Source organism: Leisingera sp. ANG49, assembly GCF_059694505.1.
Map to the genome: position 1 here is coordinate 825,599 of NZ_JCATZN010000001.1, position 25,677 is coordinate 851,275.

A 25,677-nucleotide genomic window follows, 5' to 3' on the forward strand; every position below is an offset into this window, starting at 1 on the left:
CGGATATGAGAGGCCATTGCCACTGCGGCGCAGTGCATTGGGAGAGCCGGGCCGAGGCGGCCTGGAGCTGCTACTGCCACTGCGCCGACTGCCGCCGCAACTGCGCGGCGCCTGTCACCGCATTCTTCGGGCTGCCGCATGAAGCGGTGGATTGGTCCGGCGCGGAGCTGAAGGTCTACAATTCGTCCGAAGGGGTGGACCGGCTGTTCTGCGGCACCTGCGGCACCCAGATGGCCTATCGCACCGCGCGCGATCCGGTGAACATCCACCTCTACACCGCGACGCTGGAAAGCCCCAGCCAGATGCCGCCCAAGTTCCATGTGTTCCATTCCGACCATGTCCGTTGGCTGGAGCTGAAGGACAGCCTGCCCCGCTTTGCCAAATCCTCAAACGGGTGATTCCCGGCGGCGGGTTCGGGCGCATGGCAGCCGGTTTTGCAAGTTTGCAATTCGGCAGCGGGTTTCCGGAATATTCTACAGCAAACACCAGTTTGCAAAGTTGACGGCGGGCAAGCCGGCCATCGCTTGTAAATCCGGTAAATCACCGGCGCAAATCCGGGCAGAATCTGTAAATTCCTTGACCAACCTTGCATGAAGACGCAGCAAAACTTGCCCGGCTGCCGGTTTCTCGCCTACGCAAATGGCAGGAGGAGATGAACACCATGGGATATCAGGACATTTACGCGGCCTGGAAACAGGATCCGGAAGGCTTCTGGATGGAAGCCGCACAGGGCATCAGCTGGGATGAAGCCCCGAAGCAGGCGCTGCTTGACAAGGGCGAAGGGCTTTACGAATGGTTTGCCGATGCCAAGGTGAACACCTGCTACAACGCCGTCGACCGCCATGTCGAGGAAGGCCGCGGCGAGCAGACCGCGATCATCTATGACAGCCCGGTCACCCATACCAAGCGTGAAATCTCCTATGTCGAGCTGCGCAACCGCGTGGCCACCCTGGCCGGCGCGCTGCGCGCCAAGGGGGTGGAGAAAGGCGACCGTGTCATCATCTACATGCCGATGATCCCCGAGGCGCTGGAGGCGATGCTGGCCTGCGCCCGGATCGGCGCGGTGCATTCGGTGGTGTTCGGCGGCTTTGCCTCCAACGAACTCGCCGTGCGGATCGACGACGCCAAGCCCAAGGCGATCATCGCCGCCTCCTGCGGCATCGAGCCGGGCCGCATCGTGCATTACAAGCCGCTGCTGGACGGCGCCATCGACCTGGCAGAGCACAAGCCGGATTTCTGCGTGATCTTCCAGCGCGAGCAGGAAGTGGCAGAGCTGATCCCGGGCCGCGACGTGAACTGGCATGGCTTCCAGTACGGCGTGGAACCGGCCGAATGCGTGCCGGTCGAGGGCAACCACCCCTCCTATATCCTCTACACCTCCGGCACCACCGGCCAGCCCAAGGGGGTGATCCGCCACACCGCGGGCCAGCTGGTGGCGCTGAACTGGACCATGAAGAACATCTACAACGTCGATCCCGGCGACGTGTTCTGGGCGGCGTCGGATGTGGGCTGGGTCGTCGGCCACAGCTACATCTGCTACGCGCCGCTGATCCACGGCAACACCACCATCGTGTTCGAGGGCAAGCCGGTCGGCACCCCGGATGCGGGCACCTTCTGGCGGGTGATTTCCGAGCATAAGGTCAAGAGCTTCTTCACCGCCCCCACCGCCTTCCGCGCGGTGAAGCGGGAGGACCCCAAGGGCGAGTTCGTTAAGAAATACGACCTCAGCGGCCTCAAGCAGGTCTACCTGGCCGGTGAGCGTGCGGACCCCGACACCATCACTTGGGCGCAGGGGCAGCTGAAGGTGCCGGTGGTCGACCACTGGTGGCAGACCGAAACCGGCTGGTCGATTGCCGCCAACCCGCTGGGGATCGAGGAGCTGCCGACCAAGCTCGGCTCGCCTGCGGTGCCGATGCCGGGTTACGAGGTGGATATTCTTGACGAGGGCGGCAACCCTGTTGCGGCGGGCGAGCTGGGCGCGATTGCGGTGAAACTGCCGCTGCCGCCGGGCACCCTGCCGACGCTGTGGAACGCGGAAGAGCGGTTCAAGAAGAGCTACCTGAATACTTTCCCCGGCTACTACGAGACCGGCGATGCCGGCATGAAGGACGAGGACGGCTACCTCTACATCATGGCGCGCACCGATGACGTGATCAACGTGGCGGGCCACCGGCTGTCGACCGGCGGCATGGAGGAGGTGCTGGCGGGCCACCCGGATGTCGCCGAATGCGCCGTTATCGGCGTGGCGGACAGCCTCAAGGGCCAGATGCCGGTGGGCTTCCTTTGTCTGAACTCGGGTGCGGACCGCGATCACGGTGAAGTGGTGTCCGAGGTCGTGAAACTGGTGCGCGAGAAGATCGGTCCTGTCGCCGCCTTCAAACTGGCGGTGGTGGTCGACCGGCTGCCCAAGACCCGCTCCGGCAAGATCCTGCGCGGCACCATGGTGAACATCGCCGACGGCACGCCTTGGAAGATGCCTGCCACCATCGACGATCCCGCGATCCTGGACGAAATCACCACGGCGCTGCAGACCATCGGCTACGCCAAGTAACCTCCCTCGTTTCCCGGCTCGGGAAACGGCCAAAAACTCTGCGAGGGTTTTTGAAGGCTCCGCCACAGCAGGCGGAGCCTGTTTTCCGTCCGGTTTTGCTTGCAACTCCGCCCTGCCCGCCTAGGCTGCGGCCAGGGAGGCCTGAGCATGACAAAACCGGACATATGGCAACTGAGCGCCACCGAACTGACCGCACTGACCCGCGCCGGGGATCTGAGCGCCGAGGCCGCAGTCCAGGCCTCGATCGGCCGGATGAACGCGGTGAACCCGGGCCTGAACGCGGTTGTCGAGGACCTGAGCGCCGAGGCGCTGGAACGGGCGCGCGCGCTGGACAAGGCGCGCAGCGGCGGTGCGGAGCCCGGCCCGCTGCACGGGGTGCCGGTCACCATCAAGATCAATATTGATCAGAAGGGCCACGCCACCTCCAACGGGGTGACGGCGCTGAAGGACCTGATCGCCCCGGCCGACGCACCCGTCGTTGAGAACCTGTACAAGGCGGGCGCAGTGGTGATCGGCCGCACCAACACGCCGGAATTTTCCTTCCGCGCTGACACCGAAAACCCGCTGCACGGGCGCACCCATAACCCCTGGGGGCGGCATATCTCTCCGGGCGGCTCCTCCGGCGGCGCGGGGGCTGCGGTGATGGCCGGGATCGGCGCGCTGGCGCATGGCAATGATATCGGCGGCTCCTTGCGGTTTCCAGCCGCGGCCAACGGCGCGGTCACCGTGAAGCCGGGCCTGGGCCGGGTGCCCGCTTGGAACCCCAGCCAGACGGCGGAACGCGGGCTGCTGGCGCAGCTGATGTCTGTGCAGGGGCTGATCACCCGCACTGCTGAAGATCTGCATCTGTCGATGCCCGCCCTGATCGCCGCAGATCCGCGCGACCCCTTTCATGTGCCAATGCCCTGGCGCGGCGCGGCGCCGGACGGCCCCATCAAGGTCGCCTTTACGAAAAACACCCACGGCTATGAGCTGCACCCCGAGGTCGAGGCGGCGCTGAATTTCGCCCGCGATGCGCTGGCTGATGCGGGCTATAAGGTCGAAGAGGCAGAGCCGCCCAATGTGTTTGACGCCGGGCGCACCGGCTACCGGGCGCTGATGGGCGAGATCTACGCGCTGATGAAGGGAGATGTGGACGCCGCAGGGTCGCAGACCGTGCGCGACATATTTGCGGTCTATTTTCAGGAATTCCCGCCCTTTGCCGGAGATGAGCTGCTGCAGATGATGGCCAAGCGGACCCATTACGCACGCCAGTGGTCGCTGTTCATGGAGGACTACCCGCTGGTGCTGTCGCCCTTCCTGCCGCAACCCTTCTTCAAGCCGGACCGCGACTCCGAGGGCGCGGCAGGCGTGCATGAGGTGCTGGGCTGCGCGGTCTATTCCTATGCGATGAACTTCCTCGGCCTGCCCGCGGCCTCGGTCCCGGCCCGGCTGGCCGAACTGCCCAAGGGCCCGCAGCCGGTCAATGTGCAGATCGCCGCCCGCCGCTGGCGCGAGGATCTGGCGGTGGATGCCTGCGCCGCCATCGAGGCCCGCGCCGGCCGCATGTGCCTGCCGCTGTGGGAGAAGATGGCCGCAAGCGGCGGGTAGCCCCCGCTGCGCAACCTTACCATTGCTGCATCCGCCCGCGCGCTAGGCTGTTCTTGCCGGTTACAGAGAACATCTGCCCGAACTTGAAAAGCCGGCGTGAGAGCCCGGTTCGGCGGGGCCGTATGAAAATTGAAAGGAATGCCGCACCATTCTGCCTCCGGACAGCCCGTCCCGGCCAGGAACTGCATTCGCCAGACCTCCCGCTGCAGCCCGCTTTGCAGCGCCCCGGGGACGGGGTGAGCCGCCCCCGGGATCCTTCCACACCCAAGTTACTCAATACCATTACCGCACCCGCGGCCCGAACGCCTGAACGCGGACCGGCCGGGTGCCACCGGCGGGAAACACAAAACTGGAACGCATTAAATCCGCCGGTCCGGCACATCGGCTTTGCAGCCTCAGGCAAATGCGCCAGCATCTGCCTGTGGATAAATCCTCGCACGGAATGGTTACCGGGTCGTTCACAGCCTCGTGAACGATGCGTTAAACGCTCAGGTGAACTGTTCCGAAATCAACCGTTCCTCCAGCCCGTGGCCGGGGTCGAACAGGATTTTATGACGGATTTGCGTATCGGTGCGGATCTCCACCCAGTCGATATCGGCAACCGAAATCGAGTCGGCATCGGCCATCACCGGGCGCTTGTCCGCCTCCAGCACATCAAAGCGCACCATTGCATTGCTGGGCAGCAGCGCCCCGCGCCAGCGCCGCGGGCGGAAGGCGGCAATGGCGGTCAGCGCCAGAACATCGGCCCCGATTGGCAGGATCGGACCATGGGCGGAGTAGTTATAGGCGGTGGATCCTGCCGGGGTAGAGACCAGCGCGCCGTCGCAGACCAGCTCCTCCATCCGCATCCGCCCGTCCACCGAAATCCGGAGCCGTGCCGCCTGCGGGCCCGCCCGCAGCAGCGAGACCTCGTTGATCGCCAGCGCCTTGTGCACCTCGCCGCGGCGGTCCATTGCGGTCATCGACAGCGGATTGATGATCTCCTGCACCGCTTCCTCGAGCCGCTCAATCAGCCCGTCCTCGCGGTACTCGTTCATCAGGAAGCCGACAGTGCCGCGGTTCATGCCATAGACCGGCGCCGGGTGATCGACCATGGTATGAAGGGTCCGCAGCATGAAGCCATCACCGCCTAACGCCACGATCACCTGGGCCTGGTCCGGCGGCACATGGCCGTAGCGGCGGCTCAGTTCAGCCAGCGCATCCTGTGCCACGTCAACGTCACTGGCCAGAAAGGCGATTCTCAAACTCATGAAATCTGTTTCCGGTATTAGGCATCTGGTTCCGAAACAATCACAGCTTTCCGCCGATGGCCATAGTTGCCGTTCTGTCGCAGGGATATGTCGCTTTACAGGCTTCCTGCGCAAGGAAGTTTCCGATAGGAAATCCCTCAATTCTGATCCCAACTCCAACGGAGCCACCATGACTGAAGCGACCCGTGACACCGGCTTTTTCACCCAAGCGCTGTCTGAGCGCGATCCTGAACTGTTTGCCTCGATCACGGCCGAGCTGGGCCGCCAGCGCGACGAGATCGAGCTGATCGCCTCCGAGAACATCGTCTCCGCCGCGGTGATGGAAGCGCAGGGCTCCGTGCTGACCAACAAATACGCCGAAGGCTACCCGGGGCGCCGCTACTACGGCGGCTGCCAGTATGTCGACGTCGCCGAGAACCTGGCGATCGACCGCGCCAAGCAGCTGTTCGGCTGCGAATACGCCAACGTGCAGCCGAACTCCGGCTCGCAGGCCAACCAGGGCGTGTTCCAGGCGCTGTTGAAGCCCGGCGACACCATCCTCGGCATGGACCTGGCTTCCGGCGGCCACCTGACCCACGGCGCCGCGCCGAACCAGTCGGGCAAGTGGTTCAACGCGGTGCACTACGGCGTGCGCCAAAGCGACAACCGGATCGACTACGACCAGATCCAGGCGCTGGCCAGCGAGCACCAGCCGAAGCTGATCATCGCCGGCGGCTCCGCCATCCCGCGCCAGATCGACTTTGCCAGGTTCCGTGAAATCGCCGACAGCGTCGGCGCCTTCTTCATGGTCGACATGGCCCATATCGCAGGCCTGATCGCGGCCGGCGAGCACCCCTCGCCGTTCCCGCATGCGCATGTCGCCACCACCACCACCCACAAGACCCTGCGCGGCCCCCGCGGCGGCATGATCGTGACCAATGACGAGGCGATCGCCAAGAAAGTGAACTCGGCGATCTTCCCGGGCATCCAGGGCGGCCCGCTGATGCATGTGATCGCCGGCAAGGCGGCGGCCTTCGGCGAGGCGCTGAAGCCGGAGTTCAAGACCTACCAGAAGCAGGTGCGCGCCAATGCGGCGGCGCTGGCCGACCAGCTGATCCAGGGCGGCCTGGACATCGTCACCGGCGGCACCGACACCCATGTGATGCTGGTCGACCTGCGCCCCAAGGGCGTCACCGGCAACATCGCCGACAAGGCGCTGGGCCGCGCCCATATCACCACCAACAAGAACGGCATCCCGTTCGACCCGGAAAAGCCGACCGTGACCTCCGGCCTGCGCCTGGGCACCCCGGCGGGCACCACCCGCGGCTTCGGCGAGGCGGAGTTCCGCCAGATCGCCGACCTGATCATCGAGGTGATCGACGGGCTGGCGGCCAACGGTGAAGAGGGCAACGCCGGCGTGGAAGCCTCGGTGCGCGCCAAGGTCGCGGACCTCTGCGCCCGGTTCCCGCTCTACCCGAACCTGTAAGCCCGGGCTTCCCCCAAGACTTGAAACCGCCGCGGCCGCCAGCCGCGGCGGTTTTGCTTTGGCAGGCGCAAAGCGCGCAGCGGCCCGCGGGAACACGCGTCACAGAAAAGGGGTTTCGCTGCGAAACCTTGTTTATTAACAGTGAATTACACGAGCGTCTGCAGCGTTAACAATCCCGGCCCGGCACCCTGCCCGACGCTTGAGGGCCTGCCGCAGCCAGGCCGGAAAGGGGCGGGAGCGGCCGGCTGCTGGACCAGAGGCATCTAAACGCGGATAGCGGCGGCGGCGTAAAGCGGGAAATCAGATCAGGCCGCGCCAGCGCAGCACCACCACCAAGAAGATCAGCACGCAAAGGATGGAAAACGCCATGCTGCCCAGCACGCCCAGCCAGAAGCCCTTGCGGCGGTCGGCAAGATCGATTTTCTGCAGATGCGCCTTCACCTCGCGGGCCGCGCCCTGCAGCGGTTTTTCGTCCACCGTCATCCGGAGCCTGGGGTGTTCCAGCAGCGGCAGCGCGGCGGCCAGTTTCATGCCCTGCTTGTAGATCCGGCGGGGGATGCGGCGGCGGACCCGTTTCAGCGCGGCGGCAAGATCGCCGGATGCGTGCTCGCGCTCCTTCAGGAGGGTGCGGATGTCTTCGATATCCTGGTCCAGGCTGGCGGCCATTGCGGCACTCTCCCCATGCTGCGCTGCGAGGCCACCCTAGCCTGCCCCTGCGGCTGCCTCAATGGGGGTGGCAAGCCTCCGCCTGCGCGGCTATCAAGGCGGCATGCTGAACACGATCACTCATGGCGCTGCCACCGGAAAAACCCCGCTTCTGATTGCCCACGGGCTTTATGGCTCGGCCCGCAACTGGGGCGTCATCGCCAAACGCCTGTCGGATGAGCGGCAGGTGGTTGCGGTGGACATGCGCAACCACGGCGACAGCCCGCGCGAGGACAGCCATACCTATCCGGAGCTGGCCGGGGACCTGGAGGAAGTGATCGGCGCCCATGGCGGCCGGATGGATGTGATCGGCCATTCGATGGGCGGCAAGGCGGCGATGATGCTGGCGCTGAACCATCCCGAGGCGGTGAGAAAGCTGGTGGTTGCCGACATCGCGCCGGTCGCCTACGGCCATACCCAGATCCAGTATATCCACGCCATGAAGTCGCTGGACCTGGAGACCATCGAGCGCCGCCCTGAGGCCGCCGCAAAACTGGGTGAGGCCGGGGTGGAGCCTGCGCTGCAGAGCTTCTTCACCCAGTCGCTGGACCTGCCGAACAAGCGCTGGAAGCTGAACCTGGACACGCTGGCGGATCAGATGCCGAACATCATGTCCTTCCCGCAGACGGACCCCGCCTGGGACGGCCCTGCCCTGTTCCTGTCAGGCTCCGAGTCGGATTACGTGCTGCCGGAGCACCGCGAGGAGATCCGCGCGCGGTTCCCCAATGCCCGGTTTGCCAAGCTGCCTGGCGCGGGCCATTGGCTGCACGCGGAGAAGCCGCGGGAGTTCGAGGCCGCCGCGCGGGTGTTCCTGAACGCCTGAGCCGGGTCAGGCGCCGCGGGCATAGAGCTGTTTCGCCACCAGCCAGGCCACCGGCAGTGCCAGCACCGCGCCCGCGGCGGCGGCACCGATGATGGCTTGTGTGGTGACCAGCCCGGCCGCCAGCACCGCAATCACCCCGGCCCCTGCCAGGCTGCTGCCGATCAGCGAATACAGGATGGATGCAAGGCGCAACATGGGCTTTCTCCTATAGCTGCCGAGTCTCTCTGGATTCATGCATAGGGAGACCGGGCAGTCGCTGCCTTGATCAGGATCAGATGGCAACCCGATCAATAACAGCGGCCCCGAGGGGCCGCCAGCCGCTGGCTATCCGGATTGGAACGCGTCAGCCGGTATTCACAAAAACCCTTCCGCCCTCAGCCCTTGCCGGGTAGGTCTTGAGGTCCTGATGCACCGGAGCGGACAGCGCCTTGCCGGTGCAGATGTCGAAGCGGCCGCCGTGCAGCGGGCATTCGATGACGCAGTCGATCACCAGACCGTCCTCCAGGCTCTGCTCCTCATGCGTGCACATGAGATCGGAGGCAAAGAAGCCCTTTGCGGTGTTGTAGATCGCATAGGACTTGCCGTCATGCTCCCAGGCAATCAGGTCTTCCTCGTCGATGTCATCGGTGGCGCAGGCGTCAATCCATTGGCTCATTCTTGCGGCTCCTGGTGTTGGGATCGGGCGGGAATTACATGGTCCGTTGCGCAACGCGCTGCACCGGACCACCGTCGGTGATCATATGCGGCGCCTGCCGGATGGTGGCGGCCCGGGTCGGGCGGCCCAGGGAGCGGCGCAGCACCACGGACAGCACTTCTAGGTTGGTTTTGAAGAAACCGGGATCGGGCTGCGGCAGCTGGTCCTGCACCGCTTCCGCCAGTTTTGGCAGCGCGTGGAACGGCACCTGCGGATACAGATGGTGTTCGACGTGGTTGTTCATCTTCATATAGAGGAACTCAGCCAGCCAGTTGCTGCGGAACGAGCGGGTGCTTTCCAGGATCGAGGGCGAGTTTTCCTGCAGCTCGACATGCTGGATCAGGGTGAACAGCAGCATGACAGGCGCGCCCAGCACTCGCGGGATGACAACCAGCCAGACCGGCCACCAGATGCCCTGGAACGGCGCCGCGGCGATCAGCGCATAGATCATCAGCATGATGCGCGCGTTGCGGCTCATCTTGGCGAACTCGCCCTCGGGCGTGACCATCCTCATCGTGTCGGTGTAGTGGCCCGCCGCCAGATGCACGAAGACCTGCATGTGGAAGCGCAAGAGCGCAAAGCCGGTGATCTCGGCCAGCCAGCCGCCAAAGCCCATCGGTGTGTCGAACGGCATCTGGCTGTCCTTGCCGACCCACCAGGTATGGGTGTGGTGGTTGGTGTGAGTGTAACGGCGGTGCAGCGGCTCTTCCATGTAGAGGAGCGAGGTGACCCACAGCACCGTCTCGTTCAGCCAGCGGGTGCGGAAGGCGGTGCCGTGCGCGGTCTCATGGCTGAAGGAATAGGCCGGAACGGTCAGGAAGATGCCGTGCAGCAGCATCGCGGGCCACATCCAGATGGTGCCGAGCGCGGCCCACACCAGGGTGCCGGTGGCGGTCAGGAAAGCTAGCCATTGCGCCAGGTAGATCAGCCCGGGCCTGTCGCTGCGGGCGGCGATGGATTTCAGCGTCTTCTTGTCTAGCTTCACACCCGAGGACGCAGCATTGGTGGGGACGTAACCAGGCATCTGGAACCTTCTGGATGGCTGAAGTGATGTTACGATTGGATGCAGCAAGCCGCCGGGCAGATGAATCAACTGCCCGTGGCGTCACTGCCTGGATTGAAAGCCTATTCAGCTGGCGTAATTGGAGCCTTCGTCGTCGAGGATCGCCTTCAGCTCGGCCAGGTGGCGCTCCGCCTGGTCCGGGTAATCCTCCAGCTCCTGCGCGGTCTTCTCGGCGATCTCATCGCTCAGCACCCGCAGTTTCCGGCCGGTTTGCAGCGCGCGGATATAGGTCTCTGCGGCGCGCTCGAAATAGTAGAGGCGGTTGAAAGTGTCCGCGACGCTGTCGCCGATCACCAGCACCCCGTGGTTGCCCATGATCATGGTCTTGACCTTGGGATCGGTCAGCATCGACGCGCAGCGGGCGCCCTCGTCCTCAAACGCCAGACCGCCGAAATCGCCGTCGACCACATAGCGGTTGTAGAAGGTGGCTGTGTTCTGGTCGATCGGCGGCAGGGTGCTGTCGGCCAGGCAGGCCAGCACGGTGGCGTGGATCGAATGCACATGCATCACGCAGCGGGCGTGCGGGCACAGCCGGTGGATGAAGCCGTGCAGGCCCCAGGCAGTCGGGTCCGGCGCGTCGGGGCGGTCCATCGTCTTGGGGTCGTTGGCGTCCAGCAGCAGGAGATCGGAGGCCTTGATGCGCCGGAAATGCGCCTGGTTGGGGTTCATCAGGAACTGGCTGCCGTCCTCGTTCACCGCCAGGCTGAAGTGGTTGGCGACGCCCTCATGCATGTCCAGGCGTTCGGTCCAGCGGAAGGCGGCGGCCATGTCGACGCGCTCCTGCCAGTGGGTGAGGTTCGGGCTCAGGTCCGTTTGCTTGTTCATTGTGACGCCTCCAAATTCGGTTGCCATAGTGGTGCCAGCCGTATTCGCTGCTGACAAACGATTGATTCAGCCGCTATGCATTAATTGTACTAATGCATAGGTGATACATCCATGCCGTCCCCCGGATCGCCCTCTTCCTCCCTGCCCCCCCTCACCTGGCTGCGCGCCTTTGAGGCCAGTGCCAGGCACCTCTCGTTCACCCGCGCCGCCGCGGAGCTAAACCTGACCCAATCGGCAATCAGCCAGCATGTGCGCAGCCTGGAGAACTTTTTGGGCCGCGAGCTGTTCATCCGCAAAACCCGTGCGCTGGAGCTATCAGAGGCCGGGGCCAACTACATGCCGATCGTGCGCGAGGCCTTTGACCTGATTGCCGCAGGCACCCAGGCCTTTACCGGCGGCGATCAGGGGCGGCATCTGGTGCTGCAGTGCAATATGGCGTTCTCAGTCTTCTGGCTGTCGCCGCGCCTGCCGCGCCTCTATGAAAAATTCCCCTGGCTGGTGCTGAACATCGTGACCCCGATCTGGGATCCGGAGCGCCATGCCAGCTCTGCCGGGACCGAGATCCGCTTTGGCCGTCCAAATGACATGTCGGCGGCCGCGGTCCGGCTGACGCGGGACCGGTTCTACCCGGTCTGCGCACCGGGCTATCAGGGCGGCGCGGTGGATTTCAGCACCGCGCACCTGCTGGATTGTGCTGGGGTGACAGGATCTTGGGGCGCATGGTTCAAGTCGCAGGAGCGGCCGTTTGAGCGCAACCACGAGATCAACCTGGCCTCCACTTACGTGATTGCCATGACCGCGGCGGTGAATGGCGCCGGGATCTCCATGTCGCATGACACGCTGGCGGGCGGGCTGCTGCAAAGCGGCCAGCTGGTCAGGGCCGGCGATCACTCGGCGGAGCTTTTGGAGAACTACTTCCTGATGCCGCCGCCAAGCCATGCCAGCACCCCGGCATCGCGGGCGTTTCTGGAGTGGCTGGAGGCGGAGCTGCCGCCCGTGTAGCGCGGGCTGGGCCTTTGGCCCGACCCATAAGGCATTTTCAAATTTCCCCAGCAAGTCCTGCCGGATGTTCGCAATACGCCCGCGGCTTGCGCCATTTGCCGCTTGCTGCTAAACGCGCGGAACCGGTCGCAGCCTACCCGGTCACCAAAACAAGGGTTCAAACATGAAGACTATCGTTATCTGCTCGGGCGGGCTGGATTCCGTTTCGCTTGCCCATATGGTCGCTGAGGAGCATCAGCTGACCCGTCTTGTCTCCTTCGACTACGGCCAGCGCCACAAGAAGGAACTCGACTATGCCGCCGCCGCTGCCGAACGGCTGGGCGTGCCGCATGACATCATCGACATGAGGGGTATCGGCGCCGCGCTTTCCGGCTCGGCCCTGACCGATGACATCGACGTGCCGGACGGCCACTACGAGGAAGAGACCATGAAGGTCACCGTGGTGCCGAACCGCAATGCCATCATGTTGACCATCGCCTATGGCATTGCCGCTGCAAACGGCGACGACGCCGTGGCAACGGCGGTGCATGGCGGCGACCATTTCATCTATCCGGACTGCCGCCCGGCCTTCACCGAGGCGTTTGATGCGATGCAGCGGGCGGCGCTGGACGGCTATGCCGACGTGCGGCTGTATACGCCGTTTGTGCACCGCACCAAGGGCGACATCGTCACCGCGGGCGCCAAGCACAACACCCCCTTTGCCGAGACCTGGTCCTGCTACAAGGGCGGCGAGAAACACTGCGGCCGCTGCGGCACCTGCGTGGAGCGGCGCGAGGCCTTCCATCTGGCAGGTGTCGAAGACCCGACAGACTATGCCGACCCGGACTTCTGGAAAGCCGCCATTGCAAGCAAGGACGGCGCCTGATGTTCCGGATCACCAAGGAGTTCCACTTCTCCGCCTCGCATCAGCTGACCCATCTGCCATCCGACCACCAATGCGCCCGGATGCATGGGCACAACTACATCGTTGTGGTGGAGCTGGCAGCCAAAGAGCTGAACGCGGACGGCTTTGTGCGCGACTATCACGAGCTGAAGCCACTGAAGGAGTACATCGACGGCACCTTCGACCACCGGCATCTGAACGATGTGCTGGAGGGGCATTCGACGGCGGAAAACATGGCCAGGCATTTTTATGACTGGTGCCATGCGCGCTGGCCGGAAGTCACCGCCGTGAAGGTTTCGGAGACGCCCAAAACCTGGGCGGAATACCGGCCATGAGCTTGCGCATTGCAGAAATCTTCGGCCCCACGATCCAGGGTGAAGGCGCCCTGATCGGGGAGCCCACGGTGTTTGTGCGCGCCGGCGGCTGCGATTACCGCTGCTCCTGGTGCGACAGCATGCACGCGGTCGACAGCGCCTACCGCCACGACTGGGCGGTGATGGCGCCCGAAGACGTGATGGCAGAGGTCCGCCGCCTGTCCGGCGGCAAGCCGCTGACGGTGTCGATTTCCGGCGGCAACCCGGCGATCCAGGACTTCGCCCCGGTGATTGCCTACGGCAAGGCCGAGGGCTACCGATTCGCCTGCGAGACCCAAGGATCGGTCAGCAAGCCCTGGTTTGCGGATCTCGACACGCTGGTGCTGAGCCCCAAGCCGCCCTCCAGCGGCGAAACGGTGGACTGGAAAGCCTTTGACCAATGCCTTGAAGCCGCCAAGGGCTGCGGCCAGGCGGTGATGAAGATCGTGATCTTCGACGACAAGGATTACGCCTGGGCCAAGGCCGCTGCCGAACGCCACCCGGAGCTGCCGCTTTACCTGCAGCCCGGCAACCCCGAGGTGGACCCCGACCTGCCGGTCGATTTGAACCAGGCCACCGAGCGCCTCTTGTGGCTCATCGGAAAAGTGACCGGCGATGGCTGGTTCACCCCCCGCGTGCTGCCCCAGCTGCATGTGCTGGTCTGGGGCAACAAGCGCGGCGTCTGACAACAAGGAACCCTGACATGTCCGACAGCATCTACAGCAACCTGAAACAGCTGGGCGGCGACACCATCGTGCCGCAAAGCCCGGAACAGGCGGAACTGGAGCGGGTGCAGAACCCGCAGGCCGATGTGGCCTACAACGTGCGCTTCACCGCGCCGGAGTTCACCTCGCTCTGCCCGATGACCGGGCAGCCGGATTTTGCCCATCTGGTGATCGACTATGTGCCGGGCGAATGGCTGGTGGAGAGCAAATCGCTGAAGCTGTTCCTCACTTCCTTCCGCAACCACGGCGCCTTCCACGAAGACTGCACTGTCTCCATCGCCCGCCGCCTGGCGGATTTCCTGGAGCCCAAATGGCTGCGCATCGGCGGCTACTGGTATCCGCGCGGCGGCATCCCGATCGACGTGTTCTGGCAGACCGGCCCGATGCCCGAAGGCGTCTGGATCCCGGATCAGGGCGTGCCGCCCTACCGCGGCCGCGGCTGATACAACCCTGAGACACCATGACGTGTTTCAGCCCGGCAGCGCAGCTGCCGGGCTTTTTCTTTGTAAAACAACCCCTACCGCCACCGGCCTGCGGCACTTTGCGGAACAAAACCGCCTGAGGGAAATAGAAAATTTACCGTAAAAGTGGTTAAGATTTTAGTCATTCCGCACTCTGTGGCGGCGTCAGCAGGCAATCCGGGCTATCCCGGAATGAAGAATTTGTGACGGGGGACCTTAATGAACTCATTGGACTTGGGGAAAACGCTTTCGGGGTATTTAAGTGCGCTTGCGGAGACCGGGCTGCAGGTCGAAATGTTCACCGATTTCGAGAAAGTGCCCGAAACCGCCGCCGCCACCGGACGCCTGTTCCAGATGCCCGGATTCGCGATCGAGCGGGCGGACCACACCGAAAACTCCGCCTTCTGGCTGTTCCTCAAGGAGGGCGATGCCTACATCGGCGGTGCGGCCTCGATGCTGCAGGACCTGGGCCGGGAAACGCTGGCGGACTACCTTCTGCGCACCTCTCGCCACCAGTTTCCCAACGGCGCCGGCGGCGGGGTCGAAAGCGTCGCCGCACCGCTGGCCCGCGAGGTCCGCGGGCGGCTGGCCTATGTCGGCGAACTGACTTTCCTGCCCGGCCACCGCGGCCGCCGGGCGGAGCGGCTGGCGCCCTTCATGCGGATTCTGCATATCCTGGCGATCCAGAAATGGGATGTGGACTGGATTTATGCCTTCATCCCGGACCGCCACATGCAGGCCCGGCTGGATCTGGTCTATGGCTTCACCCGCGCCATCCCGAGAGCGCAAAAGTGGCGGGCCCCGGAACCGGAGGTGCGCAGCAGCACCGAATGGTTCGTCGGCGCCTCGCGGCTGGAGATGGAGCATATGCTGCAGAGCGACTTAGCCGGTTTTGATGTCCTGTGAAAAGTTGACCACCAGCAGCTTGCCATCGGGCAGATAGACCGGTGCCAGCACCCGGCGGTACTGGCGGGTGAAGCGGCGCCCGTTCAGCAGCTTCACGTCGATGGAGGGATGCGTGATCACCGGCTCGCCCCGGCTGATCGCCTCGCTGTGGGCCATCACCAGATCCGCGTTCAGCTTGTCGCTGAACCCGTTCAGCGTGCCGCGCAGCTGGTCGCTGTCCGAGATCTCGAAACAGATCGACGCCAGGCTGGCCGGGCCGGAGCGGATCGGCTGGATGCGGTTCTGTTCAGCATCCGGCGGATCGAACATGTCGACCGCGTGCTGCAGCCGGTCGAAACTTTCCAGCCGGCCGCTGTTGGCAAACCACCAGTCCAGGAAGTCCTGCAACGACACATCGCAGCCGCTGTATTGGCGGGACCGCGCGGCGGCCTGCATGCGGGCATTGAGAATATCAAAGGCCCTGGCGGCATCCGCATCGGCACGGGCTTCCGGCAGCAGCTCCAGCCCCGCGGTGTCAGATGAGAAATACTGGAACGACACCCCCAGCCCCCGCGCCAGCGCATCCAGCGTGCTCCAGCCGATTTCGCGCTGATGTTTCAGCGCGCTGTTGAAGGTGCCATAGGGGATGCCGCATTTCAGAGCCGCCTGCCGGTTGGACAGGTTCATGTCTTCCAAGAGGGCCGAAATTTTCTCGTGGATTAGCGCCATATGTGCAGGATCTTTCACATTTCGCGCAACATGTTGCACAAATTTACCGTCACAGCAACGCAATCTCTGCGCGATCCGGCAAAACACTTCCCGACATTGGGGTCTCTCGGACCAGTGTTCAAAGCAAAGGTTACCGCGGCGGGCTGCGGTCGCGACAGAAGTCAAACTGAATTGAGAAAATTGGTGCGGACGGCGGGACTCGAACCCGCACGGCCATTAGGCCAGGAGATTTTAAGTCTCCGGTGTCTACCATTCCACCACGTCCGCGCCGGGCATTGCCTAGCATTGCCCTTGCCGCAGGTCTAACCTCCCGGTTTTGCGCCGGCAATCGGTTTTCGGAATTTGCAGGCAGTTTTTCCCGCGATGCGGGCGCTACAGCTCCACATCCCCTGCGCCCGGCGGTGCCAGCGGTCCGCCCGGGTCCGCCAGGTAGCGCTCCGGCAGCCACGGGTTCAGCGCCAGCGCCTCTGCCAGCGCGGTGCGGGCTTCCTCCAGCCGGGACAGGCCGTAAAGCGACAGCGCCCGCCCGCTCATCGCGGCGATATGGCGGGGCGACAGCTCCAAAGCGCGATCCAAGTCCGTCAGGGCAGACGCGAAATCCCGGCGCAGGTAATGCACGAAAGCGCGCTGGTTGTAGCCCTCGGCATAGTCCGGGCAATAGGCGATCAGCTGGTCGAAGTCCGCCAGCGCGCCGAGGAAATCGAAGGCGGAGCGTTTGGTCATGCCGCGGTCGAGAATGGCCTGCGCCTGTGCATTGGGCGCATCGGCCCAGTATTCCCACATGCGGTTGGCGATTTCCAGTGCCTGGAATTCGGTTTCGGCCTCCTGCACCTCGGTCAGCAGCGCCTCCAAAGGTGTGCTGTGGTCGGGGGCGTCAGGGCATTCCGACGCCTGCACCGGGAAAGAAGCAGCAGCAAGAACCGCAGCACAGGCGGCGAAGGAAAACGGGGCGCGAAGAAAGGCAAACAACATGCCCCATGCTCGCACAATTCCGGTTTCAATCAAGTCAACTGCGCGTGCGCAGCGTTAAAGCGGCCCCAGGGCGCCGTCTTCTTTCACCGCCTGCATCGCCACATAGGTGGAGGTGGAGGCGACATGCGGCAGCGAGGAGATCTTCTCGCCCAGCACCGCCCGGTAGTCGGTCATCGACCTTGTGCGCACTTTCAGCAGGTAGTCGAAATGCGAGGCCATCATATGGGCCTGTTCGATCTCCGGCAGTTTCGCCACCGCGGCGTTGAACTTGGCCAGCGCGGCCTCGCGGGTGTCGTTCAGCTTCACCTCGACAAAGGCCACGTGATCGAGCCCCAGCCGGATCGGATCCACCAGCGCCCGGTAGCCGGTAATGATGCCCTCCGCCTCCAGCCGCCGCAGCCGGGTCTGGGTGGGGGTCTTGGACAGGCCGATCCTGCGGGCGAGGTCGGCAATGGAGATCCGGCCGTCCTCGGCCAGGACATTCAGAATCGCACGGTCGGACCGGTCAAGATCTGCAGAGTTCATTTGGACTGCCAGTTGCTGGAATTTTTACGGGTTCGAACTACGTATAGCGCACCTTTAGGCAATTGTCCCGCCAGAAAGGGTGTATCCTAAGCAAAAGCCCTGCACATCTTCTGTGGAGTACCCTGCATGACCACCAAAGCCAAACTGCGCCACCGGATCGATGCCGGAACCTATGCCGACCAGACCGCAATCCGCGACCTGCTGATTGCCCAGGCGGCCTTGTCCGAGGCCGACCGCAGCCGCATCTGTTCCAACGCCGCCGCAATGGTGCGCGACATCCGCGGCCATTCGGCGCCGGGGCTGATGGAGGTGTTCCTGGCCGAATACGGATTGTCGACCGATGAGGGCGTGGCTCTGATGTGCCTGGCCGAGGCGCTCTTGCGGGTGCCGGATGCGGACACCATCGACGCGCTGATCGAAGACAAGATCGCGCCTTCCGACTGGGGCAAGCACCTGGGCAAATCGACTTCCTCGCTGGTCAATGCCTCGACCTGGGCCTTGATGCTGACCGGCAAGGTGCTGGACGAGGAGCGCAGCCCGATCGGCGCCCTGCGCGGCGCCATCAAGCGCTTGGGCGAGCCGGTGATCCGTACCGCCGTCAGCCGCGCGATGAAGGAAATGGGCCGCCAGTTCGTGCTGGGCGAAACCATCGAAAGCGCCATGAACCGCGCCGCCGGCATGGAGGCCAAGGGCTACACCTATTCCTACGACATGCTGGGCGAGGCCGCCCGGACCGAGGCCGACGCCTCGCGCTATCACCTGGCCTATTCCAAGGCGATTTCCGCCATTGCTGCCGCATGCAACAGCGACGACATCCGCAAGAACCCCGGCATTTCGGTGAAACTGTCGGCGCTGCATCCGCGTTATGAGCTGGCGCATGAGCACAGCGTGATGGAAGCGCTGGTGCCGCGCCTGAAGGCGCTGGTGCTGCTCGCCAAGGCGGCCAAGATGGGCCTGAATGTCGATGCTGAGGAAGCCGACCGCCTGTCGCTGTCGCTGGAAGTGATCGAGGCCGTGGTCTCTGACCCGGCGCTGGCGGGCTGGGACGGCTTTGGCGTGGTGGTGCAGGCCTATGGGCCGCGCACCGGGCTGGCGATTGATGCGCTGCACGAAATGGCAGAGAAATACGACCGCCGCTTTATGGTGCGGCTGGTCAAAGGCGCCTATTGGGACACCGAGATCAAGCGCGCCCAGGTCGAGGGCGTCGATGGCTTTCCGGTCTTCACCTCCAAGCCGCTGACCGATGTTTCCTACATCTCCAACGCCCGCAAGCTGCTGGGCATGACGAACCGGATCTATCCGCAGTTCGCCACCCACAACGCCCACACCGTTGCCGCCATCCTGCACATGGCCGAAGGCGTCGGCAGTGAGCGCTATGAATTCCAGCGCCTGCACGGCATGGGCGAAACCCTGCACCAGATGGTGCTGGAGCAGAACAAGACCAACTGCCGGATCTACGCGCCCGTCGGCGCCCACCGCGACCTGTTGGCCTATCTGGTGCGCCGCCTGCTGGAAAACGGCGCCAACTCCTCCTTCGTGAACCAGATCGTTGATGAAAACGTGCCGCCGGAAGTGGTCGCCGCGGACCCGTTTGCTGCCATCACGGATGTGACCCGCAAGATCCCGGCCGGGCCGGAGCTGTACGCGCCGGAGCGCCCGAACTCCAAGGGCTTCGACCTGGGCCACGCGCCGACCCTGGCAAAGATCGAAGAGGCCCGCGCTCCCTGGCGCAATCAGCAGTGGCAGGCCGCGCCGCTGCTGGCAGGCGATGCCCAGCCGGAAGACGCCAAGGATGTGACCAGCCCCACCGACCAGAGCGTCGTTGGCACCGTCGCCCAGTGCAGCCCGGAGGATATCGAACTGGCGCTGGCGCTGGCAGATCCCTGGGACGCCCCTGCAGCGGAGCGCGCCGCGGTCCTGAACAAGGCAGCCGACCTCTATGAGGAAAACTTCGGCGAGCTGTTCGCCATCCTCGCCCGCGAGGCCGGCAAGACCATTCCCGATGCAGTGGCCGAACTGCGCGAGGCGGTGGATTTCCTGCGCTATTATGCGGCCCGCATTCCCGATGCGCCGCCCGCAGGCATCTTCTCCTGCATCTCGCCCTGGAACTTCCCGCTGGCGATCTTCACCGGCCAGGTCTCGGCCGCATTGGCCGCGGGCAACGCCGTGCTGGCGAAACCCGCCGACCAGACGCCACTGATTGCCCACCGCGCCGTGCAGCTGTTGCATGAGGCCGGTGTGCCGCGCAGCGCCCTGCAGCTGGTGCCGGGCCGCGGCAGCGTGGTCGGGGCCGCCATCACTTCAGATCCGCGCGTCAATGGCGTCGCCTTCACCGGCTCCACCGCCACCGCCAAGCGCATCCGCAAGGCGATGGCCGAAAACCTGCAGCCAGGTGCGCCGCTGATTGCGGAAACCGGCGGGCTGAACGCGATGATCGTCGACTCCACCGCGCTGCCGGAACAGGCGGTGCAGGCGGTGATCGAAAGCGCCTTCCAGTCGGCCGGCCAGCGCTGCTCGGCGCTGCGCTGCCTCTACCTGCAGGACGACGTTGCCGACAACGTGCTGAGAATGCTGAAGGGCGCGATGGACTGCCTGCAGCTGGACGACCCCTGGCACCTGTCCACCGACAGCGGCCCGGTGATCGACGAGGGCGCCCGCGCAGGCATCCTCGCGCATATCGACAAGGCCCGCGCCGAGGGCCGGGTGCTGAAGGAAATGCGCGCGCCGCAGGGCGGCACCTTCGTGGCGCCCACGATGATCGAGGTGCCCGGTATCGCGGCACTGGAAGAGGAAATCTTCGGCCCGGTCCTGCATGTCGCGCGGTTCAAGTCGCAGCAGCTGGATCAAGTGATTTCCGACATCAATGCAACCGGCTATGGCCTCACCTTCGGCCTGCACACCCGGATTGATGACCGGGTGCAGCATGTCTGCGACCGGGTGCATGCGGGCAACATCTATGTGAACCGTAACCAGATCGGCGCGATTGTCGGCAGCCAGCCGTTCGGCGGCGAGGGATTGTCGGGCACCGGCCCCAAGGCAGGCGGTCCGCTCTACCTCAGCCGGTTCTGCGCGCCCGACCGCCGGTCCAGCGCCAGCGGCTGGGAGCAGAATATCACTGAGCTGAAAGCACCCAGCGGCGTGCCCAGCCAGCCGGTCACCACCTCCCTGCCCGGCCCGACCGGCGAGTCGAACCGCCTGACCGTCTCTGCCCGCCCGCCGCTGCTGTGCATGGGTCCGGGGGCCGAGGCCGCTGCTGCGCAGGCCAAGGAGGTGATCAGTCTTGGCGGCACCGCAATTGAGGCGCATGGCCTGCTGGACCTAAGCCAGCTGGAGAGCATCCACGGCATCGCAGGCGTCCTGTGGTGGGGTGACGAAGCCACCGGCCGCGAGATCGAACAGAGCCTGGCCAAGCGCGACGGCGCAATTGTGCCGCTGATCCCGGGCAAGCCGGACCGCGCCCGGGTGCTGGCCGAGCGCCATGTCTGCGTCGACACCACCGCCTCCGGCGGCAACGCGCAATTGCTGGGCGGCATGGCCTGAGCTTTCCGCGCTAAGCACTTGACGCTGGGCTATTTCCGGCCCAGCGTTCCCCCATGTTTCCGATCCGCGACCACAACCCGTCCGGCCGCCGGCCCTATGTCGTCTACGCGCTGATTGCCGCGAATGTCCTAGCCTATATCTATTACACGGCCAGCTACGCCTCCCCCCGGGCGCTGGCCTATTTCTATGACGTCTATGCGGTGGTGCCGGCCGAGATCAGCCACGGCTACGGGTACGGGACGCTGTTTACCTCCCTGTTCATCCACGGCGGGCTGATGCATCTGGGCGGCAACATGCTGTTCCTGTGGATTTTCGGCGACAACCTGGAGGAGGAGATGGGCCACCTGCCCTTCCTGCTGTTCTACCTCCTCAGCGGGTTAGGCGCCGGGCTGATCCATGTTATGTCGGCGCCGGGTTCGATGGTGCCCACCGTCGGTGCCTCCGGTGCCATCGCCGGTGTGATGGGCGGCTACCTGCTGATGTACCCCAAGGCGCGGGTCGATATCCTGCTGGTGCTGATCATCTACTTCCGCATCTTCACCATCCCCGCCTTTGTCATGCTGGGCGTGTGGCTGGCGATGCAGTTCTTCGGCGGGCTTGGCTCTGACCCAAACCAGGGCGGCGTCGCCTATTGGGCCCATGCTGGCGGCTTTGCGGTTGGGCTGGTCCTGTGCCTGCCCCTGTGGCTGCGCCGCGGCGGCCCGGCGTTCTGGGACCGGACGCATGGGGCGCCTCCGCATCCGGAGAACGAGTATGAGTATTCCACCAGCCGCATTCCGAAGCTGCCGCGCAAGAAGCGCGATCCGGGGCCGTGGGGGAAGTAGTGTTAAAACTGGAAGTCGATAAATGAAGAAAGACACCGCCCAGGAGGGGCATCAAAAACCTTTTCTCAGTAGGTTTTGGGCCGAGATTAAGAACGATTTTCTACTTGCGACGAGCTTGTGGGCAGTATTTTTTACGGGGTGAGTTACGTTCCCCTAAGCTCACCTGACTCCGGATACCGTCTACCGGTATTATTCTACATTTATTACGGATTTCCGATCGTTTTGATTCAAGTTGTTATTCAAGGAATTAGGAAAACTCGACGCCGGTAGAATCAGGAAGTCCTGCAGACAACTTAGAAAAGCCAAAGATTGGTTAGAGTCCCATGCCTCACTTCAAAGCCACCTGCCACTGCGGCGCCGTAGAAATCGAGGCGGAGTTTCCGGAAGGCCTCGCCTCTGCCGCGCGCTGCGACTGTTCCTTCTGCCGCCGCCGCGGGGCGGCTGCTGTAACCGCCATCACCGCCAGCCTCAAGGTGCTGAAAGGGGCGGAGAACCTCAGCCTCTACACCTGGGGCAGCCACACGGCGAAACACTATTTCTGCAAGACCTGCGGCATCTACACCCACCACCAGCGCCGCTCCGATCCGAAGGAATGCGGCGTCAATCTGGGCTGCATCGAGGGCGCCAATCCGCGGACTCATCCGGAGACCTATGGCGAGATTCCCTGGAACGACGGGGTGAACCATCCGTCGGATCAGTGACCCTGCAGACAGCCCTCACTCTGCAACAGCTTCCATAAAATCAAAAAACGCGGCTCAATGGCCGCGTTTCCGATACTCAAAGTTCCGGGTGAATTCACCCGCGGATCACCTTGGCGAAGTTCTCGAAGATCGGCTCGTTGGAGCAAACCACCGACCCGCTGTCGATGATGCCCGCTTCGGGGTCGATTGCCTCGGCCAACCCGCCGGCCTCTTTCACGATGATGATGCCTGCGGCCAGATCCCATGCGTTCAGGCGGCGTTCCCAGAAGCCCTCGTAGCGGCCTGCGGCCACATAGGCCATGTCCAGCGCGGCGGAGCCCCAGCGGCGCACGCCGGCACAGGCGGGCATCAGGCGGGCCAGGTCCTGCAGCGTCAGCGGCAGGTCGGCGCGGCCGCCGAACGGCACGCCGGTGGCAAAGATCGACTCGATCATCCGGTGACGGCCGGAGACGCGGATGCGGGTGTCGTTCATCCAGGCGCCCGCGCCCTTCTCGGCAAAAAACATCTCGTCCTTGGCGGCGTCATAGACCACGCCCGCAACGATCTTGCCCTTGTGCTCCAGCGCGATGGAGATCGCCCAGTGCGGCAGCCCGTGCAGGAAGTTGGTGGTGCCGTCCAGCGGGTCGACGATCCAGCGGCGGGTGGGGTCTTCGCCCTCGATCTCGCCGCCCTCTTCCGCGATCCAGCCATAGGTCGGGCGGGCGTTGCGCAGCTCTTCCTTGATGATCTTCTCGGCGGCGATGTCGGCCTTGGAGACGAAGTCGCCTGCACCTTTCATCGAGACCTGCAGGTTTTCCACCTCGCGGAAGTCCTTCACCAGGGAACGGCCTGCCTTGCGGGCGGCCTTGATCATCACATTGAGGTTTGCGCTGCCAATCATGTCTGCAGAATCCTGTCAGGTCGGGGAGATGCCGGGTCAATGCGTGCCTATACGCGCCCTGCCCCCGAATGCCAAGGGGTTATGCCGTAAACTGCTGATCCGGGCTGACGCCGCGGCGCCGGGCGCGCAAGCGGTTGAAATCCGCCGCCGCCGCGCCCAGTGTTTGCTGCAAATAGATCAAGGAGTGCCCCATGCCCGACCAGATGCAGCGTATCGTGCTGGCCAGCCGCCCCGAAGGCCAGGCCAGCGAGCAAAACTTCCGCCTTGAAGCTGTAGACCTGCCCCAGCCCGGCGACGGAGAAGTGGTTGTAAAAGTTCACTATATGTCGCTGGACCCCTATATGCGCGGGCGCATGAACGCAGGCAAATCCTATGCACCGCCGGTGGAAATCGGCGAGACCATGACCGCAGGCGGGGTTGGTGAGGTGATCGCCTCCGGCAGCCCGGAGTACCAGCCCGGCGACTTCGCCCTGGGTATGTTCGGCTGGGCCAGCCATGCCTGCGCCAAGGCCTCCGAGATCCGCAAGCTGGACCCGGATATGGCACCGCTCACCACCGCGCTTGGCGTTCTCGGCATGCCGGGGTTTACCGCATGGCATGGCTTGGACGCCTATGGCCGCCCGCAGGCGGGCGAAACCCTGGTGGTTGCCGCGGCCACCGGCCCGGTCGGGTCCATGGTGGGGCAACTTGCCAAGCAGAAGGGCCTGCGCGTCGTCGGCATCGCGGGCGGTGCGGACAAGTGCAAGCTGGCCGTGGAGACCTTCGGCTTTGACGCCTGCCTCGACCACCGCGCCTACGCCAGCGCCGACGCGCTGAGCGAGGCCCTGGCCGCAGAATGCCCTGACGGCATCGACATCTACTACGAAAATGTCGGCGGCAAGGTGCTGGAGGCGGTGCTGCCGCTGATGAACAATTTCGGCCGCATCCCGGTCTGCGGCATGATTGCCTGGTACAACAGCGCCGAAACCGGGCTGACGGCTCCGGCGATCTGGCGCTCGGTGCTGACCAAATTCCTGTCGGTCAATGGCTTCATCATCTTCAACCACTACGACCGCTATGGCGACTTCCTGCAGGAGGTCGCGCCCAAGATCGCCAGCGGGGACATCAACTACCTGGAAGACATCGCCGAGGGGCTTGAAAACGCCCCCAAGACCTTCCTGTCGATGATGCAGGGCGGCAATACCGGCAAGCAGATCGTCAAGCTGGTCTGAGCCGCGCGCCGACCCCGCCGGATCACGCAACCGCGCGGAGCGGGCACAGGCGCCGGAACGGCGCAGGCCGCTCCGCGCCCTTTCAGGCGGCGGTATCTATTGATGCTGCAGCTTGCGCGCCTCGACCTTGGCCAGCCGGATCAGCTCCTGCATGAAGGGCTTCTCGCGGTCCTCCGTCCGGATTGCCGCATAGAGGCTGCGGGTGATGCCGGATTTGGTCAGCGGCCGGGTCACATAGTCGGAGGAATATTTCACCTCCCGCACCACCCAGTCCGGCAGCACCGACACACCGCGGTTGGAGGCCACCAGCAGCAGGATCACCGCTGTCAGCTCCACCTGCCGGATCGAGGCTGGCTCCACCCCCGCAGGAATCAGCAGCTGGCTGAACACATCCAGCCGGACCTTGTCCACCGGGTAGGTGATCAGGTTCTGGCCGATGAAATCCTCTGCCTCCACAAAGGGTTTTTCTGCCAGGGGATGCTGTGCCGAAGCAACGAAGACGGCGTTGTAGTCAAACAGCTCGATGAAATCGACGCCGTTGATGTCTTCCGGATCGGAGGACACCACCAGATCCACCTCTTCCTTCAGCAGCGCGGGCAGCGCGTCAAAGGCCAGGCCCGGACGGATATCCACATCCACATCGCCCCAGTTCTTGCGGAACCCCTCCAGCACCGGGAACAACCATTCAAAACAGGCGTGGCATTCGATGGCAATGTGCATCCGGCCCGTGTTGCCATCGCGCAGAGAGGAAAACTCCGCTTGCGCGGCTTCGACTTGCGGCAACACCTGTTCCGCCAGACGAAGCAGCCGCAGACCTGCGGGCGACAGCTTCATTGGTTTGGACCGGCGGATGAACAGCTCCACGCCTGCCTGATCCTCCAGCCCCTTCACCTGATGGCTCAACGCGCTTTGCGTGATGTTCAGCTGCTCGGCAGCGCGGGCCAGACCGCCGGCCTCATGGATGGCCTTGATGGTGCGGAGATGGCGGAATTCGATATGCATCTTATCAGATCGCTCATG

26 protein-coding genes and 1 tRNA gene are annotated in these 25,677 nt (G+C 64.3%); 15 read left to right on the plus strand and 12 right to left on the minus strand.

The features are described 5' to 3' along the window. The first annotated feature begins 5 nt into the window (after positions 1 to 5). From AC58NV_RS04080 to AC58NV_RS04090, 3 genes are all read left to right on the plus strand, one after another. Entirely contained in the window at positions 6 to 398 is a 393-nt protein-coding gene (locus tag AC58NV_RS04080) for a GFA family protein (RefSeq protein WP_497225985.1), read from the plus strand. Positions 399 to 661: 263 nt separating this feature from the next. Then, on the plus strand, positions 662 to 2,551 hold the full coding sequence (gene prpE, locus AC58NV_RS04085) for a propionate-CoA ligase PrpE (RefSeq protein WP_497225986.1): 1,890 nt from the start codon (positions 662 to 664) through the stop codon (positions 2,549 to 2,551). 147 nt (positions 2,552 to 2,698) lie between these two features. Continuing rightward, positions 2,699 to 4,141, plus strand: coding sequence for an amidase family protein (locus tag AC58NV_RS04090; RefSeq protein ID WP_497225987.1), 1,443 nt, complete (start codon positions 2,699 to 2,701; stop codon positions 4,139 to 4,141). A 488-nt stretch (positions 4,142 to 4,629) separates the two neighbouring features. Here AC58NV_RS04090 and AC58NV_RS04095 read toward each other — a convergent pair whose 3' ends face one another. Next, positions 4,630 to 5,391: an NAD kinase gene (locus AC58NV_RS04095; RefSeq protein ID WP_497225988.1), complete on the minus strand. Its 762-nt coding sequence runs from the start codon at positions 5,389 to 5,391 to the stop codon at positions 4,630 to 4,632. A 169-nt stretch (positions 5,392 to 5,560) separates the two neighbouring features. Between AC58NV_RS04095 and glyA the strand changes: the two genes are divergently transcribed. After that, positions 5,561 to 6,856, plus strand: a complete 1,296-nt coding sequence (glyA, locus tag AC58NV_RS04100) for a serine hydroxymethyltransferase (RefSeq protein ID WP_497225989.1) — start codon at positions 5,561 to 5,563, stop codon at positions 6,854 to 6,856. A 300-nt stretch (positions 6,857 to 7,156) separates the two neighbouring features. On the opposite strand, the gene AC58NV_RS04105 is transcribed toward glyA, so the two are convergent. Then, positions 7,157 to 7,522 carry a hypothetical protein gene (locus AC58NV_RS04105; protein ID WP_497225990.1) on the minus strand — a complete coding sequence of 122 codons (366 nt, stop codon included), beginning with the start codon at positions 7,520 to 7,522 and terminating at the stop codon, positions 7,157 to 7,159. Positions 7,523 to 7,583: 61 nt separating this feature from the next. Between AC58NV_RS04105 and AC58NV_RS04110 the strand changes: the two genes are divergently transcribed. Then, positions 7,584 to 8,384: an alpha/beta fold hydrolase gene (locus tag AC58NV_RS04110; protein ID WP_497225991.1), complete on the plus strand. Its 801-nt coding sequence runs from the start codon at positions 7,584 to 7,586 to the stop codon at positions 8,382 to 8,384. A gap of 6 nt (positions 8,385 to 8,390) precedes the next feature. Here AC58NV_RS04110 and AC58NV_RS04115 read toward each other — a convergent pair whose 3' ends face one another. The 4 genes from AC58NV_RS04115 to AC58NV_RS04130 all read right to left on the minus strand — a co-directional run bounded on the left by AC58NV_RS04115 (position 8,391) and on the right by AC58NV_RS04130 (position 10,966). Then, entirely contained in the window at positions 8,391 to 8,579 is a 189-nt protein-coding gene (locus tag AC58NV_RS04115) for a hypothetical protein (protein ID WP_222502914.1), read from the minus strand. 148 nt (positions 8,580 to 8,727) lie between these two features. After that, positions 8,728 to 9,039: a non-heme iron oxygenase ferredoxin subunit gene (locus tag AC58NV_RS04120; RefSeq protein ID WP_497225992.1), complete on the minus strand. Its 312-nt coding sequence runs from the start codon at positions 9,037 to 9,039 to the stop codon at positions 8,728 to 8,730. A 34-nt stretch (positions 9,040 to 9,073) separates the two neighbouring features. After that, positions 9,074 to 10,102 (minus strand): fatty acid desaturase, encoded by a 1,029-nt coding sequence (locus AC58NV_RS04125; RefSeq protein ID WP_497225993.1) that lies wholly within the window; start codon positions 10,100 to 10,102, stop codon positions 9,074 to 9,076. 105 nt (positions 10,103 to 10,207) lie between these two features. Then, positions 10,208 to 10,966 carry a class II aldolase and adducin N-terminal domain-containing protein gene (locus AC58NV_RS04130; RefSeq protein WP_497225994.1) on the minus strand — a complete coding sequence of 253 codons (759 nt, stop codon included), beginning with the start codon at positions 10,964 to 10,966 and terminating at the stop codon, positions 10,208 to 10,210. Between the two features lie 111 nt (positions 10,967 to 11,077). On the opposite strand from AC58NV_RS04130, the gene AC58NV_RS04135 reads away from it, so the two are divergent. From AC58NV_RS04135 to AC58NV_RS04160, 6 genes are all read left to right on the plus strand, one after another. After that, positions 11,078 to 11,968, plus strand: coding sequence for a LysR family transcriptional regulator (locus AC58NV_RS04135; protein ID WP_497225995.1), 891 nt, complete (start codon positions 11,078 to 11,080; stop codon positions 11,966 to 11,968). Between the two features lie 163 nt (positions 11,969 to 12,131). Continuing rightward, complete coding sequence (queC, locus tag AC58NV_RS04140) at positions 12,132 to 12,833, plus strand: 7-cyano-7-deazaguanine synthase QueC (RefSeq protein ID WP_497225996.1); 702 nt, start codon at positions 12,132 to 12,134, stop codon at positions 12,831 to 12,833. Further along, positions 12,833 to 13,186: a 6-carboxytetrahydropterin synthase QueD gene (gene queD / locus AC58NV_RS04145; protein WP_497225997.1), complete on the plus strand. Its 354-nt coding sequence runs from the start codon at positions 12,833 to 12,835 to the stop codon at positions 13,184 to 13,186. Before queC ends, queD begins: the two co-directional genes overlap by 1 nt. Then, positions 13,183 to 13,890, plus strand: coding sequence for a 7-carboxy-7-deazaguanine synthase QueE (gene queE / locus AC58NV_RS04150; RefSeq protein WP_497225998.1), 708 nt, complete (start codon positions 13,183 to 13,185; stop codon positions 13,888 to 13,890). The genes queD and queE overlap by 4 nt, the downstream gene beginning before the upstream one ends. Positions 13,891 to 13,907: 17 nt before the next feature. Continuing rightward, on the plus strand, positions 13,908 to 14,372 hold the full coding sequence (queF, locus tag AC58NV_RS04155; protein WP_019295560.1) for a preQ(1) synthase: 465 nt from the start codon (positions 13,908 to 13,910) through the stop codon (positions 14,370 to 14,372). Positions 14,373 to 14,609: 237 nt separating this feature from the next. Continuing rightward, complete coding sequence (locus AC58NV_RS04160; protein WP_497225999.1) at positions 14,610 to 15,296, plus strand: hypothetical protein; 687 nt, start codon at positions 14,610 to 14,612, stop codon at positions 15,294 to 15,296. On the opposite strand, the gene AC58NV_RS04165 is transcribed toward AC58NV_RS04160, so the two are convergent. From AC58NV_RS04165 to AC58NV_RS04180, 4 genes are all read right to left on the minus strand, one after another. Further along, a complete protein-coding gene (locus AC58NV_RS04165; RefSeq protein WP_497226000.1) occupies positions 15,273 to 16,004 on the minus strand; it encodes a helix-turn-helix domain-containing protein in 732 nt (243 codons plus the stop codon). The two genes, AC58NV_RS04160 and AC58NV_RS04165, sit on opposite strands and share 24 nt — an antisense overlap. A 181-nt stretch (positions 16,005 to 16,185) precedes the next feature. Continuing rightward, positions 16,186 to 16,271: transfer RNA gene (locus AC58NV_RS04170), tRNA-Leu, on the minus strand. A 105-nt stretch (positions 16,272 to 16,376) separates the two neighbouring features. Continuing rightward, entirely contained in the window at positions 16,377 to 16,976 is a 600-nt protein-coding gene (locus tag AC58NV_RS04175; protein ID WP_497226001.1) for a tetratricopeptide repeat protein, read from the minus strand. A gap of 54 nt (positions 16,977 to 17,030) precedes the next feature. Next, entirely contained in the window at positions 17,031 to 17,501 is a 471-nt protein-coding gene (locus AC58NV_RS04180) for an Lrp/AsnC family transcriptional regulator (protein ID WP_497226002.1), read from the minus strand. A gap of 126 nt (positions 17,502 to 17,627) precedes the next feature. Here AC58NV_RS04180 and putA point away from each other — a divergent pair, with 126 nt between their 5' ends. The 3 genes from putA (at position 17,628) to AC58NV_RS04195 (ending at position 22,566) form a co-directional block, all read left to right on the plus strand. Continuing rightward, entirely contained in the window at positions 17,628 to 21,041 is a 3,414-nt protein-coding gene (gene putA, locus AC58NV_RS04185) for a bifunctional proline dehydrogenase/L-glutamate gamma-semialdehyde dehydrogenase PutA (protein ID WP_497226003.1), read from the plus strand. 53 nt (positions 21,042 to 21,094) lie between these two features. Beyond that, entirely contained in the window at positions 21,095 to 21,865 is a 771-nt protein-coding gene (locus AC58NV_RS04190; protein ID WP_497226004.1) for a rhomboid family intramembrane serine protease, read from the plus strand. A gap of 323 nt (positions 21,866 to 22,188) precedes the next feature. After that, positions 22,189 to 22,566: a GFA family protein gene (locus tag AC58NV_RS04195; protein ID WP_497226005.1), complete on the plus strand. Its 378-nt coding sequence runs from the start codon at positions 22,189 to 22,191 to the stop codon at positions 22,564 to 22,566. A 94-nt stretch (positions 22,567 to 22,660) separates the two neighbouring features. On the opposite strand, the gene AC58NV_RS04200 is transcribed toward AC58NV_RS04195, so the two are convergent. Then, positions 22,661 to 23,446, minus strand: a complete 786-nt coding sequence (locus AC58NV_RS04200) for an inositol monophosphatase family protein (protein WP_065266592.1) — start codon at positions 23,444 to 23,446, stop codon at positions 22,661 to 22,663. 191 nt (positions 23,447 to 23,637) lie between these two features. Between AC58NV_RS04200 and curA the strand changes: the two genes are divergently transcribed. Then, entirely contained in the window at positions 23,638 to 24,657 is a 1,020-nt protein-coding gene (gene curA / locus AC58NV_RS04205; RefSeq protein WP_497226006.1) for an NADPH-dependent curcumin/dihydrocurcumin reductase, read from the plus strand. Between the two features lie 96 nt (positions 24,658 to 24,753). Here the strand turns inward: curA and AC58NV_RS04210 are convergent, their stop codons facing one another. Then, positions 24,754 to 25,659: a LysR family transcriptional regulator gene (locus tag AC58NV_RS04210; protein ID WP_497226007.1), complete on the minus strand. Its 906-nt coding sequence runs from the start codon at positions 25,657 to 25,659 to the stop codon at positions 24,754 to 24,756. Positions 25,660 to 25,677 lie beyond the last annotated feature (18 nt).

Coding starts and splice junctions, on each gene's coding strand:
- AC58NV_RS04080 (WP_497225985.1), top strand. CDS start 6: ATGAGAGGCCATTGCCACTGCGGCGCAGTGCATTGGGAGAGCCGGGCC.
- prpE (WP_497225986.1), top strand. CDS start 662: ATGGGATATCAGGACATTTACGCGGCCTGGAAACAGGATCCGGAAGGC.
- AC58NV_RS04090 (WP_497225987.1), top strand. CDS start 2,699: ATGACAAAACCGGACATATGGCAACTGAGCGCCACCGAACTGACCGCA.
- AC58NV_RS04095 (WP_497225988.1), bottom strand. CDS start 5,391: ATGAGTTTGAGAATCGCCTTTCTGGCCAGTGACGTTGACGTGGCACAG.
- glyA (WP_497225989.1), top strand. CDS start 5,561: ATGACTGAAGCGACCCGTGACACCGGCTTTTTCACCCAAGCGCTGTCT.
- AC58NV_RS04105 (WP_497225990.1), bottom strand. CDS start 7,522: ATGGCCGCCAGCCTGGACCAGGATATCGAAGACATCCGCACCCTCCTG.
- AC58NV_RS04110 (WP_497225991.1), top strand. CDS start 7,584: ATGGGGGTGGCAAGCCTCCGCCTGCGCGGCTATCAAGGCGGCATGCTG.
- AC58NV_RS04115 (WP_222502914.1), bottom strand. CDS start 8,579: ATGTTGCGCCTTGCATCCATCCTGTATTCGCTGATCGGCAGCAGCCTG.
- AC58NV_RS04120 (WP_497225992.1), bottom strand. CDS start 9,039: ATGAGCCAATGGATTGACGCCTGCGCCACCGATGACATCGACGAGGAA.
- AC58NV_RS04125 (WP_497225993.1), bottom strand. CDS start 10,102: ATGCCTGGTTACGTCCCCACCAATGCTGCGTCCTCGGGTGTGAAGCTA.
- AC58NV_RS04130 (WP_497225994.1), bottom strand. CDS start 10,966: ATGAACAAGCAAACGGACCTGAGCCCGAACCTCACCCACTGGCAGGAG.
- AC58NV_RS04135 (WP_497225995.1), top strand. CDS start 11,078: ATGCCGTCCCCCGGATCGCCCTCTTCCTCCCTGCCCCCCCTCACCTGG.
- queC (WP_497225996.1), top strand. CDS start 12,132: ATGAAGACTATCGTTATCTGCTCGGGCGGGCTGGATTCCGTTTCGCTT.
- queD (WP_497225997.1), top strand. CDS start 12,833: ATGTTCCGGATCACCAAGGAGTTCCACTTCTCCGCCTCGCATCAGCTG.
- queE (WP_497225998.1), top strand. CDS start 13,183: ATGAGCTTGCGCATTGCAGAAATCTTCGGCCCCACGATCCAGGGTGAA.
- queF (WP_019295560.1), top strand. CDS start 13,908: ATGTCCGACAGCATCTACAGCAACCTGAAACAGCTGGGCGGCGACACC.
- AC58NV_RS04160 (WP_497225999.1), top strand. CDS start 14,610: ATGAACTCATTGGACTTGGGGAAAACGCTTTCGGGGTATTTAAGTGCG.
- AC58NV_RS04165 (WP_497226000.1), bottom strand. CDS start 16,004: ATGGCGCTAATCCACGAGAAAATTTCGGCCCTCTTGGAAGACATGAAC.
- AC58NV_RS04175 (WP_497226001.1), bottom strand. CDS start 16,976: ATGTTGTTTGCCTTTCTTCGCGCCCCGTTTTCCTTCGCCGCCTGTGCT.
- AC58NV_RS04180 (WP_497226002.1), bottom strand. CDS start 17,501: ATGAACTCTGCAGATCTTGACCGGTCCGACCGTGCGATTCTGAATGTC.
- putA (WP_497226003.1), top strand. CDS start 17,628: ATGACCACCAAAGCCAAACTGCGCCACCGGATCGATGCCGGAACCTAT.
- AC58NV_RS04190 (WP_497226004.1), top strand. CDS start 21,095: ATGTTTCCGATCCGCGACCACAACCCGTCCGGCCGCCGGCCCTATGTC.
- AC58NV_RS04195 (WP_497226005.1), top strand. CDS start 22,189: ATGCCTCACTTCAAAGCCACCTGCCACTGCGGCGCCGTAGAAATCGAG.
- AC58NV_RS04200 (WP_065266592.1), bottom strand. CDS start 23,446: ATGATTGGCAGCGCAAACCTCAATGTGATGATCAAGGCCGCCCGCAAG.
- curA (WP_497226006.1), top strand. CDS start 23,638: ATGCCCGACCAGATGCAGCGTATCGTGCTGGCCAGCCGCCCCGAAGGC.
- AC58NV_RS04210 (WP_497226007.1), bottom strand. CDS start 25,659: ATGCATATCGAATTCCGCCATCTCCGCACCATCAAGGCCATCCATGAG.